This window comes from Streptomyces sp. NPDC107454 (assembly GCF_055582885.1).
The window spans coordinates 273,076-286,250 of record NZ_JBVJPA010000006.1 but is presented as its reverse complement, the minus strand read 5'-3'; the positions used below and the strand labels follow the sequence as shown (position 1 = coordinate 286,250).

Genomic DNA, 13,175 nt, shown 5'->3' with positions numbered 1-13,175 from the left:
CGTAGCCGTCACGCAACCGCGGTCAGGACCAACTGGCACGCTCAGCCACTTCATTCCGCTCGTCCTCGCCGTCGCGGTCCTCGCCGGGCTGGCTGTCCGCCCGGATCTTCTCGGACGGCTGGCGGGAGGGGACGCCGCCAGGTAGGGGGGCGAAGAGATCGGTTCCGGCCGGAATGTTGCGGTCGCCAGGATTCCAGGGTGGAACGACCCCAAAACCGGTGACTTTGCCGTCGGTTTCAGCAGGGGCGGCGGTCACCACTCGGAGAACCGCATTCCGGACCAGTTGGCGGCAGAGAAATTCAGGCCGTCAGATCACGGACCTCCGGCGATCCTGACGCGCCGGTCGTCACACGTGACGGACCCCACCCCCCGCCCCGTCCACACTCCCGTAACAATGGACTGTGATCTCTCCGGTCTCCCCGATGCCCCGGAGCGCCCACCGGCACAGGCCGGAGGCGACTCCCTACGTCGACCTCACCCGAGCCGAGTGGAGCGTGCTGCGCGAAAAGACGCCGCTGCCGCTGACCGCCGAGGAGGTCGAGAAGCTGCGCGGTCTGGGCGATGTCATCGACCTCGACGAGGTGCGGGACATCTATCTGCCGTTGTCCAGACTGCTCAATCTGTACGTCGGGGCCACTGACGGGCTCAGAGGGGCGCTGAACACCTTCCTCGGCGAGAAGGGCTCCCAGTCCGGCACCCCGTTCGTCATAGGGGTGGCCGGATCGGTCGCCGTCGGCAAGTCCACCGTCGCGCGCCTGCTGCAGGCCCTGCTCTCCCGCTGGCCTGAACACCCGCGCGTCGAGCTGGTGACCACGGACGGCTTCCTGCTCCCCACCAAGGAGCTGGAGGCACGCGGTCTGATGTCGAGGAAAGGTTTCCCCGAGTCGTACGACCGTCGGGCCCTCACCCGGTTCGTCGCCGACATCAAGGCGGGGAAGGACGAGGTCACGGCGCCCGTCTACTCCCACCTGATCTACGACATCGTCCCCGACCAGCGGCTCACCGTCCGCCGCCCGGACATCCTCATCGTCGAGGGCCTGAACGTCCTGCAGCCCGCCCTCCCCGGCAAGGACGGCCGCACCCGCGTCGGCCTCGCGGACTACTTCGACTTCAGCGTGTACGTCGACGCCCGCGCCGAGGACATCGAGCGCTGGTACCTCAACCGGTTCAAGAAGCTCCGCCAGACCGCCTTCCAGAAGCCCGACTCCTACTTCCGCAGGTACACACAGGTCTCCGAGGAGGAGGCGCTCGACTACGCGCGCACCACCTGGCGCACCATCAACAAGCCCAACCTGCTGGAGAACGTGGCCCCCACCCGCGGCCGCGCCACCCTCGTCGTGCGCAAGGGCCCGGACCACAAGGTGCAGCGCCTGAGCCTGCGCAAGCTGTAGGGACGGGCCGCAGGGCCGTCATCCCGTGCGGGTAGCCTGCGCCGCATGCTGCATCTGCGTCTGATCACCCCGGCCGACCGTACCGACGACGTCGTACGGCTGATCGAGAGGACCGTGGGCACGACCCATCTCGTCGTACTCACGGGCGCCGCCCGCAACCCGGCAGGGGACGTGGTGACGTGTGACGTTGCGCGTGAAGCGGGCGACGAACTGATCGGCGGGCTGCGGGAGATGGAGCTCGACCGGACCGGGTCGATCGCCGTCGAGAACATCGATCTGTCGCTGTCGAAGCGTGCCGACAAGGCGGAGGACGAGGCGCCGGGCGAGGGCGCGGACGCGGTGCTGTGGGAGCACCTGGCCGACGCGACGCACGAGGAGTCGACACTCTCGGTGACCTACGTCGCCTTCCTCACGCTCGCCACGATGATCGCGGCCTGTGGTGTGGTCCTCGACAACGCGATCCTGATCGTGGGCGCGATGGCGGTGGGCCCGGAGTTCGGGCCGCTGGCCGGCATCTGCACGGCGCTGGTCCAACGCGTCCCCCGGCTGGCGTGGCGCTCCCTGAACGCACTGCTCGTGGGCTTCGCGGTGGCGTTGGTGGTGACGGTCGGCTTCACGTACTTCATGGACGCGGTGAGCCTGTTCAGCGCGGTCAAGCTGGACGCCGAGCGGCCCAACACCAACTTCATCTACCGCCCCGACCCGTTCTCGTTCGTCGTCGCGGTCCTGGCAGGCGTGGCCGGCACCCTCTCGCTGACCTCGGCGAAGTCGGGCGCGCTGGTCGGTGTCGCCATCTCGGTGACCACGGTGCCGGCGGCGGCGAACGCCGCCGTGGCCTTCACCTACGGCGAGTACCGGCAGGCCTGGGGCTCCACCGAGCAGCTGTTGCTCAACCTGCTGGGCATCGTGCTGGCCGGTACGTTCACGCTGGTCGTCCAGAAGTGGCTCTGGGCCCAGCAGCGTGAACGTGCCGCCAGAACAGGTCGGTTCTAGCCCAGCGCCGACTTCACCGCGTCCGCGAGCCGCCCCGCCACCGACCGCGCGTGGTCGATGTCGGCGGCCTCGACCATGACCCGGACGAGCGGCTCGGTGCCGGAGGGGCGCAGCAGCACCCGGCCGGTGGAGCCGAGTTCCCGCTCGGCCTCGGCGACCGCGGCCGCCAGTTCGGCGGAGCTGTTCACCCGCGAGCGGTCGACGTCGGGGACGTTGATGAGGACCTGCGGCAGCCGCTCCATGACGGACGCGAGGTCCTGGAGCGTACGGCCGGTCTGGGCGATCCGGGCCGCCAGCAGCAGGCCGGTCAGCGTGCCGTCGCCGGTGGTGGCGTGGTCGAGGATGATCACGTGCCCGGACTGCTCGCCGCCGAGCGCGTAGTTGTGCTCCTTCATCTCCTCCAGGACATAGCGGTCGCCGACCGCGGTCTGGATGAGGGAGACACCCTCGCGCTCCATGGCCAGCTTGAAGCCCAGGTTGGACATGACCGTCGCGACAACCGTGTCGGAGCGCAGCTCGGAACGCTCCCGCATCGCCAGCGCGAGTACGGCCAGGATCTGGTCGCCGTCCACCTCGGCACCCGTGTGGTCCACGGCGAGGCAGCGGTCGGCGTCGCCGTCGTGCGCGATGCCGAGGTCGGCCCCGTGCTCGACGACGGCGGCCTTCAGGAGGCCGAGGTGGGTGGAGCCGCAGCCGTCGTTGATGTTCAGGCCGTCGGGGGAGGCGCCGATCGTGATGATCTCGGCACCGGCCTGTGTGAAGGCCTCGGGAGACACCCGGGCGGCGGCGCCGTGCGCCTCGTCGAGGACGACCTTCAGGCCGTCGAGGCGGTTCGGGAGCACGCCGAGGAGGTGGGCGACGTACTGGTCGAGTCCCTCGTCGTACGCGCGCACGCGCCCGACCCCGGCGCCGGTGGGCCGGTCCCAGGGCGCACCGGTGCGGTGCTCCTCGTAGACGCCCTCGATCCTGTCCTCCAGCTCGTCGGCGAGCTTGTGGCCGCCGCGGGCGAAGAACTTGATGCCGTTGTCGGGCATGGCGTTGTGGCTGGCCGAGAGCATCACGCCGAGGTCGGCGCCCAGCGCGCCGGTGAGGTACGCCACCGCGGGGGTGGGCAGCACACCGACGAGCAGGACGTCCACACCCGCGCTGGCCAGGCCCGCGACCACAGCGGCTTCCAGGAACTCCCCGGACGCGCGCGGGTCCCGCCCGACCACTGCCACCGGCCGGTGGCCCTCGAACGTACCCGCCTCGGCCAGCACATGCGCCGCCGCCACGGAGAGACCGAGCGCCAGCTCGGCCGTCAGATCCGCGTTGGCGACACCGCGCACGCCGTCCGTGCCGAAGAGTCGTCCCACTGGTGTCCTCCTGATGAAGCTCAGTTTTCGGAAGTCATCCGATCATGCAAGCCTTTGAGCGCCTTGTGCCGTTATACGCCCTGGGCTGTGATAAACGAACGCCCCGGCGGCACACAGCGTGCCGCCGGGGCGAACGGTCGTACGAATACGCAGCAGCCAGTGATTAACGCTTGCTGTACTGCGGAGCCTTACGGGCCTTCTTGAGACCGGCCTTCTTGCGCTCGACCGCACGGTCGTCGCGCTTGAGGAAGCCGGCCTTCTTCAGGGCCGGGCGGTTGTTGTCCACGTCCGCCTCGTTCAGCGCGCGGGCGACACCGAGACGGAGCGCACCGGCCTGACCGGAGACGCCGCCACCCGAGATGCGGGCGATGACGTCGTAGCGGTTGTCGAGCTCGAGCACCTTGAAGGGCTCGTTGACTTCCTGCTGGTGCACCTTGTTGGGGAAGTAGTCCTCAAGGGTGCGACCGTTGATCTTCCACTTGCCGGTGCCCGGGACGATCCGGACGCGGGCGATGGCGTTCTTGCGACGGCCCAGGCCGGCGGCCGGCTGCGGGTCACCGAAGCGGCCCGCGAGCGACTCCGAGGTGTACTCGCCCTCGACGGGGACCTCGGACTCGGTGGTGTAGTTCTCGATGTCGACGAGCTCAGTCTCTTCGACCGGCTGCTCAACGGTGGTCTCGGCCACGATTCTCCTCAGATTCTTTTCTGTCTTAGGGGGTGGTGGCCGGAACTACTGCGCGACCTGGGTGATCTCGAACGGGACCGGCTGCTGAGCAGCGTGCGGGTGGTTCTCGCCCGCGTAGACCTTCAGCTTCGAGAGCACCTGACGGCCCAGGGTGTTCTTGGGAATCATGCCCTTGATGGCCTTCTCGATGGCCTTCTCGGGGTTCTTGGCCAGCAGCTCGTCGTAACGGACGGAGCGCAGACCACCCGGGTAGCCGGAGTGGCGGTACGCCAGCTTCTGGGTCTTCTTGTTGCCGGAGAGGTGCACCTTGTCGGCGTTGATGATGATGACGAAGTCACCAGCATCGACGTGGGGCGCAAAGATCGGCTTGTGCTTGCCCCGCAGGATGTTCGCGGCAGTGGTGGCCAGACGGCCCAGGACGACATCCTGGGCGTCGATGACATACCACTGGCGAGTGATGTCGCCGGGCTTGGGGCTGAACGTACGCACTTCGCAGCCTTCTTCTTCAGTGGATGGGTGCTGACACATGGCATCACTGAAGCGATCGTGCAGCTGGGGACGACAGTGCCGGGAACGATGCCCGTATGCCGCCCACTGGTAACTGCTCCAGGGAACCTACGTAGGGGCCTCTCGCGTGAGAACGACCAAGCCGATACGCATAACGAACTGCAAGAGTACCCGCGGTTGCCCGGACGGGTCAAAACGCGGGTTCGCGACCCGAGTGCCTGGGCATTCAGGGCCACGCGAACAGTCCCTGCGAACAGAGTAAGGCAGTCCTTTCCTCCGCAACGGTCCGACTACCCGGCGTCACCGGACAGCCGATGCCGGGGAGCCTGTCGAAGCGTGTCGCACCAACCACCCGGAGATGTCAGTTTTGCCCGTGGGCACTCAGGTCACGCTAGGGGCTCAAGTGCCCTCCGGTGCGGAACGCCACCCCCCTGAGCCCGTCTAAGATGCGCCCCATGAGTTATGGGCAGGGTGGGCAGGGGGAGCCTCCGTGGGATCCCTGGAAGCCTGGTTCTCAGCAACCCGATTGGGGACGTCGGAACCAGACTCCGGACTGGGCGGCACTCGCCGAGGCGTCCGAGACACGCAACCGTAGGCGCAGACTGCTGGTGATCGTCGGCTCGGCGGTCGCCACGATCGCGGTCGGCGCTGCCGTCGCCGTGGCCGTCGTCTCCTCGAACGGGGACAACCAGGCCGGGAACACGCCCAGCAAGCTGCCCGCCACCGCGAGCATCCCGAGTGACAGCGCGGCGCCGGTACCGACGTTCGCGCCGACCTCGGCGCCGCCGCCGCTGGATCCGATGGACTTCATATCCAGCGTGCAGAAGGACACCGCGCCGCTCAGCCCGGACATCCTCTTCCCCGGTTCGCAGCTCACGATGGGTGACCGCGTCTACCGCAAGGGGCCCACCGCCTCGACGACGAACTGCGCGTCGGCCGTGCAGGGCACGCTGCCCGCGGTGCTCAACAAGAACGACTGCACCCGGATGATGCGCGTCACGTACAGCAAGGACGGCATCTCGGTGACCGTCGGCGTCGCGGTCTTCAACACCGCGGCCCAAGCGGTCAAGGCGAAGTCCGAGGCGGACAGCAAGAGCATCATCACCTCACTGTCCGGCCAGGGCGTCGCCAACTTCTGCCGTACGGCGGTCTGCCGCTCGACCACCAACTCCTACGGCCGTTACGCCTACTTCACGCTGGCCGGCTTCAGCAACGGCAAGGACGTGACGACGAAGGACGCCAAGGTCTTCACGACCGGCGACGACCTGGCCGAGTTCGCCTTCCGCCAGATCCGCCGCCGCGGCGAGGCCCAGGCGTCGACGGCGGCCAACCAGTAACCGGCCGGCCGCCGTACCCGGGCCCGGGACCTGGGTCAGTTCTTCTTCATACGCAGCCGGATCGGCACGACCGCCGACTCCAGCTGTGTCTTCAGCGTCATCTTCGAGACCCCCTCGGTCCGCTCCTCGAAGCGGATCGGGATCTCGACGGCGCTGTGCCCCGCCCGTACGGCCTTGTACTTCAGCTCGACCTGGAAGCTGTAACCGGCGCTGTCCAGCGTGGCCAGGTCGATGTCGCGCAGGGCCTGGGCCGACCACAGGTTGAACCCGGCCGTGATGTCCCGGATCCGGGTGCCGAGCACGGTACGGGCGTACCGGTTGGCGAAGCGGGACAGCAGGACGCGGTGCGCGCCCCAGTCCTCGTCCAGCGAGCCGCCCTCGACGTACCGGCTGCCGATGACCAGCCCCACCCCGTTGGCCAGGGCCGTGCCGAGCATCCGGGGCACGGCCTCGACGGGGTGGCTGCCGTCGGCGTCCATCTGGACGACGTACTCGGCGCCCTCATCGAGCGCGAGGCTCATCCCGGCCGCGTAGGCGCGCCCGAGTCCGTCCTTCTCGGTGCGGTGCAGCACGCTCATCCGGCGCCGCCCCTTGGTGTTGTACTTCTCCGCCAGCTCGTCGGCGATCCTGCCGGTGCCGTCCGGGCTGGAGTCGTCCACGATCTTCAAGTGAAGCCCGTCGAGCGGCAGTTGAAGCACCGCTTCGGCCATTCTCGGCAGGTTGGCCGCCTCGTTGTAGGTCGGCATCACCACAGTGACGGCAGTGCCCGCCCCCAGGATGTTCGTCATTCCCCTTCTCCTCCCCATATGTCATCTTAAATTTCCCCCCGCCGGACGACCGTGTCCGGCACGGCACCCGGAAGGCCGCTGCGCTCAGGTGTGGATCTTGCGCTGGGCGGCGTCGTCCTTCTTCCCTGACGTGTCGCCCGTGGCCGCCTTGGCGGACTTTTCGAACAGCACCAGCGTGAGGCTGTCCAGCTTGCGTGTCTTCACGACGCGAAAGCCTCGCTCGACCGCGGTCGCCGTCGCCTTCGGCATACCGCTGAGCGGCTGTCCGTCGAACGTGGTGGACACCAGCCACAGCCGGTCGGCGTTCGCCAGGCACTTCGCGGGCCGCGGGCACTCCGCGGCGCCGAAGGAGCCCAGTTCCTGCGGGGTGCGGTACATGAGCACGTCCCGCGGACGCCCCTTGTCGTCGCGCAGCTCGTAGTCCATCGCCCGGCGCTCCGCCAGCGCCCCGCTGAACACGATCCCGTCGCCCTTGCGCTGCCCGGCCTCGATGAACTGGGCCGCACCGCGGAAGTCGGGCTCCCCGAGCGCGTTCTCGCGGGTCTCGCGGATGCCCGGGAGCGCCTGCCAGGCGAGCCCCGCGACCGCTGCCGCGGCAAGCACCCAGCCGAACCCACGCCGGGCCGCGGCCCCCGTACCCGCCTTCGGCCCGGCCACCGGCCCGGCGATCCGGCAGACCGCGACCGCGGCGAGCAGCACCCAGGCGGGCGCCGTGAACAGCAGATAGCGCGGCAGAAAGAGATGCAGTTTGGACGCGGTGACATAGGTCGCCAGCGGCGGCAGCACGATCCACACGGCCAGCGGAAGCGCCCGGCGGCCCGCGAAGAACAGGCCCAGAGCGCCCAGCGCCATCACCGGCGCGGCCACCGCCCAGGACCCGAAGAGGTTCTTCGGGAAGTCGACCAGGTCCTTCGTGACGGGGTTGTTCCAGGCGATCTGCCCGCTCTGGCCCGTGCCCTGGATCGCCATCGGGATGACGAAGCACAGGCCGACGGTGCCCGCCGCCGCGTACGCCCAGCCCACGATCCGGTCCCCCGAACGCCGGGCCATCAGGACCATCACGACATGCGCACCGAGCACCGCGAGCGAGGCCAGATGGCTCCAGCCGATCATCGGCACGGTGAGGGTGTAGCCCACCCACACCTTGAAGCCGGGCTGCTCCAGCGCCCTGGCGAGCAGCAGCGTCGACAGGAGCACGGCGGCCACGGCGAAGGCGTACGGCCTGATCTCCTGCCCGTAGCGCGTCACCGTCGGCACCACCGCGAACAGGAAGCCGGCGAGCAGCCCGGTCTGCGTGGTGAACAGCCGCCGCCCGAGCAGCGCGAGCAGTCCCGCGGAGGAGGCCATGGCCAGGGCGCCCGGGATACGCATCGCGGTCGGTGAGTCCCCGGCGAGCGAGACCCAGAAGTGCATCAGCACGTAGTACGGGGTGAACACCACGTCGATGGAGCGGATCAGCTGGCTCAGGTCGTGGAAGGAGAGCGTCGCCGCCCACCAGGTGGCGTGCTCGTCGCGCCACAGCTGTCGATGGCCGATCCCGCGCAGGATCAGCGCCAGCGCGGCGGCCGAGGGCAGCAGGAAGACGAGCAGCGCCGCGAGGCGCCCGCCGCGGTCACCGGTGTGCTGCTCGGCCTCGCGCCGCGCCCTCCGTCCTCCGGAACCGGCGCCCGCGGACGTCTCCGAGGCGGGCTCGTACCCCGCCGCCGTACCGCCGTCGACCGCCGTCGTGCCGCTCATCGCTTGACCCAGATCCGGTAGGCGTTCTGACCGCTGCTCGTCGTGAACGGGAAGACCGCGGCCAGGCGGTAGTGCGTGTTGCCCTTCAGCCCCTTCTTGACCGCCTCGTACGTCGCCGGGGTCACCGAGCCGTGCATCACGATCACGTCGAAGCGCCCGTCGCGCACCGCCTGTTCGAAGGCCTCGGGGCCGGTGTGCTGCTTGCCGTCCTTGCCCCGGTAGTCCATGAAGTAGGTGTTCTGCCACTGGTTCCAGCCGGTGACGTCGCGCAGGTAGTACGCGGGCACCTCCTGCTCCTCTGCCAGGTAGAACCCCTTCTTGTCGACGTGGGCCACCGTGCGCAGATAGGCGACCATCGGCGAGGAGTCCGGGAAGCTGTATGCCTTCTGCGCCTGCACCATGCCGAACACCAGCGCGAGGACGTACACCATGATCCCGAGCTGTGGATGCCGGAAGTGCGGGCCGACCAGGCGGGCCATGCCCAGGCCCGCCATGGGCGCGGCGAAGAGCAGGCCGAAGCCGACGTGCTTGTAGAGCGAGACCTCGGTGTGCAGATGGATCTGGTAGGCCGGTGCCAGCAGCGCCGTCCCGGTGAGCACCACTCCGAGCCCGGCGCGTCGCACCCGCCCGGCGGTCTCCCCTTCGATCCACGGCATCTCGCCCATCCGCCCGCGCAGCGCGTACGCGACCGAGCCGACGAGCGCCGCCAGGAAGACCAGACCGCCCCACTCGGCGCTGTGCTCCAGCAGCTTCATGGCGGAATCGGCGCCCTGAGCCCGGTTGGTGGTGGTGGAGCTGATGCCGCCGAGCGGCCCGGAGAGGACGTACCCGGCGCCGAGCAGCGCCCCGATGCCCGTGCCGAGGAACACCCCGCGTCCCAGGGCCTTCACCCCGCGGTGCCTGTGCGCGGTGACCACCGCGAGCAGCACCAGCGTCGGCAGATACAGACCGGAGGCGTACTTCACGGCGAAGGCCAGCGCGGCCGGTGGCGCGGCCAGCAGGACCGCCGCCGAGCGCATCCGGTCGGTGCGCACGACGGCGTACATCGACAGGGCCAGCAGGAAGATCGCCGCGGCGTCGTACGTGGCGAAGTTGCCGAGCACGGTCGTCGACTGGAGGACGGAGAAGAGGGCGGCCGCGCCGAGCGCCGCCCGCAGGTTGAACAGGCGCCGGGTCACCGCGTACAGCAGGCCGGTGGCGGCCAGCATGAACAACAGGCTGAGGACCCGGACGCCGGTCAGCCCGAAGTACGAGTCCACGGCGGCGGCGAGCACCGGGTACAGCTTCGGGTGGCCGGAGAAGTAGCCCGCGAAGTCGACCGGCAGCTTGGTGCCGTGCAGCAGGTTGTTCAGTTCGTAGTGGCCGGAGGCGATGTAGAGCGCCTCGTCCTGGAAGGCCGTCCCCCGCAGCCGCAGCGAGAGCCCGGCCTGCACCAGCAGCAGGCACCCCAGCACTCCGCGCCCGAGCAGCTTGCCGCGCCGGTTGTCCACGGCCCAGGAGGACTCGGGGACGGCGGGCAGCGTGTAGCCGGGGTCGTCGGGCTCGGGCTGGGGCTCGGGCTCCGGTTCGGTCGCACGGACCGGGGTTCCGGAGCTCGAAGGGGCCGAGGGCTCCGCGTACGGGTCGTACGTCTCGTAGTACGGCGGATACTCCTGCTGCTGGGGCGGCCACGCGTACGAGTCCTGCCCGTACGACTCCTGTTGGTACTCCTGGTACTGCTGGTACTGCTGCTGGTACTGCTGCTGGTGCTCCTGCGGCGGCTGCGGCTGTCTGCTGCTCATGGCTTGGTCACATCGAATCCGAAGCGGGAGGCGGCGGCCTGCTCGCGGAAGGTGCGCGTCGTGGCCGGACCGCTGGTGATGCGCCAGTCCGCTTCCTTGTCGAAGTTGAACCAGACGAAGCCGATCATGTCGTTGTGTGCGGCCGTCCCCTGGAAAAGGTCGGTGATGTCGGCCGGCTTGCGCTGCCCGGCCTCGGCCGCCGTCTCCGCGATGATCACGGGCTTCTTGGTGAAGGCACGGATCTGGGTCGTCGTCGGCCCGTACAGAGTCGAGAAGGTGGAGGGGCCGGTGCGGGCGTAGTAGCCGATGACTCCGACCCAGTCGACGTACTCCTCGCCCGGCCAGTACGGCTTCAAGCGCACGGTCGGCACCGGGTTGATCACGTTCGGGCTCCACACCCAGATGACCTGGGTGGCGCCCTCCTGGTCGAAGAGGTCGTGGACGTGCCGGTACGCGGCGACAAACTGCGCGGCGGTGGCCTTCTTCGTGCCCCAGGGGTACCAGAAGGCATTCATCTCGTGCGCGAAGCTGATCGCCACCGGCAGGTTGAGCTCCTTGACGGACCTCGCGTAGTCGCGGATGTACGCGTCGTCCGCGCCGGAGGCGATCTGCCCCAGCGTCTTGTCGAAGGGCTCCCAGGCGATGAAGGGCAGCGCCTTGTAGTCCCGGGCGTGCTGTACGGCGGCCGTCTCGTAGCGGTCGCCCCACGCCGAGTAAAACTCGATCAGGTTGGGCTTCTTGCCCGCGGACTTCGCGAAGGCGTCGACGTTCTTCATGTCGGCGGGCGCGCCATCGGCGGCCAGGCCGAGGTATTTCTTCGCAGGTTTCAGCAACGGGCGTACGTCGTACGGGGGTTCCGGCTTGGCCGCCTCGGTGGCCGCTGACCCGCTGGGGTCCGCCGCCTCGCCCTGGGCCCGTCGGTAATCGTCCCGGCCCTGCTCGGAGAACGTGCTGCAGCCGGCGAGGAGTGCGCCGGCGAGCAGGACTGCCGCCAGCGCACGAAAACGACTCATCACGCGATCTGCTCCCGGGGCTGGACGAGCACGCGCCCGACGACCATGGCATAGAAGAGGCCGGCGGACAGCATCAGCGCGAAGTCCGGCGGATAGAGCGTGAGCATGCGCCAGGCGGCGACGCCGATCCACAGCACCGCGGTCCCGGCGCTCCACACGATCATTCCGGTCCAGTACCGGCGCATGCCGTTCTTCTTGGCGCCCTGCGAGCCGGTCGGCTTCCAGCCCATCGGACGTCCGCGCAGTACGTCCCACACGGCGAAGACATGCGACCACCCGTACATCACGCGAACCGACCAGGCCTCCAGGCGGTACGGCGCCCGGTGCCACAGCGGCAGCACCAGCGTCACGTACGCCACGCTGGGCAGCACCCAGAGCGAGGCCTCGGCGCGCAGCAGATCGGGCCGCAGGATGAGCAGCCCGAGCGGGATCAGCGGGGCGAGGAAGGTCGCGAGGGCGGTCTGCAGGTAGTAGAGGAACCCGGAGACGTAGCACAGCCGCGTCTGGAACTTCAGGTCCATCTCCCAGAACCGCTTGCTGGTCAGCAGCGACAACGAGCCCATGCACCAGCGGTACTGCTGGTTGTGGAAGGCGCCGGCGGTGTCCGGGCACACACCGGCCGACAGCGCGACGGGCACGTAGCGCAGCTTCCAGCCCAGCGCCCGCAGGTCGAAGCCCGTGTACATGTCCTCAGAATGCTCAATCAGCGAGATGCCGCCGATCTGCTCCAGCGCGGCCCGCCGGTACACGGCGCACGAGCCGACGCAGATCGACCCGTCCTTCTCCTCCCGGGAGGTCTGCACGGACCGGTAGAACTGCTCCTGAACGGCCCCGGCCCCGCGCTCGATCCAGTTCTGCCGGTCGGTGATGCGGAAGAACTGCGGCGACTGCACGATCCCGACCCGTTCGTCGGCGTCCATGTAGGGCAGCAGCTCGTCGAGCAGATCAGCACGCGGCGCGAAGTCGGCGTCGAGGATGAGGATGTGATCGCCGTCGGTGATCCCGAAGGCGTGGTGGAGGTTGCCGGCCTTCTTGAACCAACCACGGTTCGGCCGCACCACGTAGTGGAAGCCGAAGTCCCGCGCCATGGCGCCGACCTCCAGGTCGGCGGCGTCGTCCAGCACGTACACCTTCACGACGCCCCGGTAGGTGCCCGCGAGCCGGTTCACGTTGACCCAGGTGTTGTGCAGCACCTCCAGCGGCTCACCGCACACCGGCAGGAAGACGTCCACGCTCGGGTGGACGGCGGGCCGCCAGTCCCGCACCAGCAGCTTGTGCGCCTTGATGTCGAAGTCCTTGCTGACCCCGTCCAGGTACAGCGAGATCAGGTAGTCCGCGACCACGAAGGCGAGCAGCGGCATCGTCAGCCAGAACCACGGGCTGGACGCCGTGAACAGGAACTGGCTCACCGCGAGACAGGCGAAGCTGATCAGCGAGCCCAGCGTCAGGACCCACAGGTGACGGCGCGTGTACGAGTACTTCTCCGCGTCGTCCGGCGGCTGTGGCAAGAGCCCATGGCTCTCCGGCTCGCGTCTGCGCCGATGAGGACGCTCAGCGCGCGCCGCAGCACTCACTGCACTACTCATGA

At 68.9% G+C, this 13,175-nt stretch carries 12 protein-coding genes; 3 read left to right on the top strand and 9 right to left on the bottom strand.

The window, feature by feature from the left end:
* Positions 1–22: 22 nt before the first annotated feature.
* Entirely contained in the window at positions 23–259 is a 237-nt protein-coding gene (locus tag ACZ69M_RS17010; RefSeq protein WP_470050553.1) for a hypothetical protein, read from the bottom strand.
* Positions 260–422: 163 nt separating this feature from the next.
* Here ACZ69M_RS17010 and coaA point away from each other — a divergent pair, with 163 nt between their 5' ends.
* Both coaA and ACZ69M_RS17000 read left to right on the top strand, forming a co-directional pair.
* Positions 423–1,391, top strand: a complete 969-nt coding sequence (gene coaA, locus ACZ69M_RS17005; protein WP_168494664.1) for a type I pantothenate kinase — start codon at positions 423–425, stop codon at positions 1,389–1,391.
* A gap of 45 nt (positions 1,392–1,436) precedes the next feature.
* Positions 1,437–2,384 carry a DUF389 domain-containing protein gene (locus tag ACZ69M_RS17000; RefSeq protein WP_470050551.1) on the top strand — a complete coding sequence of 316 codons (948 nt, stop codon included), beginning with the start codon at positions 1,437–1,439 and terminating at the stop codon, positions 2,382–2,384.
* On the opposite strand, the gene glmM is transcribed toward ACZ69M_RS17000, so the two are convergent.
* From glmM to rplM, 3 genes are all read right to left on the bottom strand, one after another.
* Positions 2,381–3,739 carry a phosphoglucosamine mutase gene (gene glmM / locus ACZ69M_RS16995; RefSeq protein WP_470050549.1) on the bottom strand — a complete coding sequence of 453 codons (1,359 nt, stop codon included), beginning with the start codon at positions 3,737–3,739 and terminating at the stop codon, positions 2,381–2,383. The two genes, ACZ69M_RS17000 and glmM, sit on opposite strands and share 4 nt — an antisense overlap.
* 163 nt (positions 3,740–3,902) lie before the next feature.
* On the bottom strand, positions 3,903–4,424 hold the full coding sequence (gene rpsI, locus ACZ69M_RS16990) for a 30S ribosomal protein S9 (RefSeq protein WP_060895271.1): 522 nt from the start codon (positions 4,422–4,424) through the stop codon (positions 3,903–3,905).
* 45 nt (positions 4,425–4,469) lie between these two features.
* Entirely contained in the window at positions 4,470–4,913 is a 444-nt protein-coding gene (gene rplM, locus ACZ69M_RS16985; protein WP_060895272.1) for a 50S ribosomal protein L13, read from the bottom strand.
* Positions 4,914–5,386: 473 nt separating this feature from the next.
* Between rplM and ACZ69M_RS16980 the strand changes: the two genes are divergently transcribed.
* Positions 5,387–6,268: a hypothetical protein gene (locus tag ACZ69M_RS16980; RefSeq protein ID WP_470050546.1), complete on the top strand. Its 882-nt coding sequence runs from the start codon at positions 5,387–5,389 to the stop codon at positions 6,266–6,268.
* A 35-nt stretch (positions 6,269–6,303) separates the two neighbouring features.
* Here the strand turns inward: ACZ69M_RS16980 and ACZ69M_RS16975 are convergent, their stop codons facing one another.
* From ACZ69M_RS16975 to ACZ69M_RS16955, 5 genes are all read right to left on the bottom strand, one after another.
* Positions 6,304–7,056 (bottom strand): polyprenol monophosphomannose synthase, encoded by a 753-nt coding sequence (locus ACZ69M_RS16975; protein WP_470050544.1) that lies wholly within the window; start codon positions 7,054–7,056, stop codon positions 6,304–6,306.
* An 84-nt stretch (positions 7,057–7,140) separates the two neighbouring features.
* On the bottom strand, positions 7,141–8,793 hold the full coding sequence (locus ACZ69M_RS16970; protein WP_470050542.1) for a glycosyltransferase family 39 protein: 1,653 nt from the start codon (positions 8,791–8,793) through the stop codon (positions 7,141–7,143).
* Positions 8,790–10,574 carry an ArnT family glycosyltransferase gene (locus ACZ69M_RS16965; RefSeq protein WP_470050540.1) on the bottom strand — a complete coding sequence of 595 codons (1,785 nt, stop codon included), beginning with the start codon at positions 10,572–10,574 and terminating at the stop codon, positions 8,790–8,792. The genes ACZ69M_RS16970 and ACZ69M_RS16965 overlap by 4 nt, the downstream gene beginning before the upstream one ends.
* Positions 10,571–11,587 carry a glycoside hydrolase family 26 protein gene (locus ACZ69M_RS16960; protein WP_470050538.1) on the bottom strand — a complete coding sequence of 339 codons (1,017 nt, stop codon included), beginning with the start codon at positions 11,585–11,587 and terminating at the stop codon, positions 10,571–10,573. The genes ACZ69M_RS16965 and ACZ69M_RS16960 overlap by 4 nt, the downstream gene beginning before the upstream one ends.
* Positions 11,587–13,173, bottom strand: a complete 1,587-nt coding sequence (locus ACZ69M_RS16955; RefSeq protein ID WP_470050536.1) for a glycosyltransferase family 2 protein — start codon at positions 13,171–13,173, stop codon at positions 11,587–11,589. The genes ACZ69M_RS16960 and ACZ69M_RS16955 overlap by 1 nt, the downstream gene beginning before the upstream one ends.
* Positions 13,174–13,175: the final 2 nt, after the last annotated feature.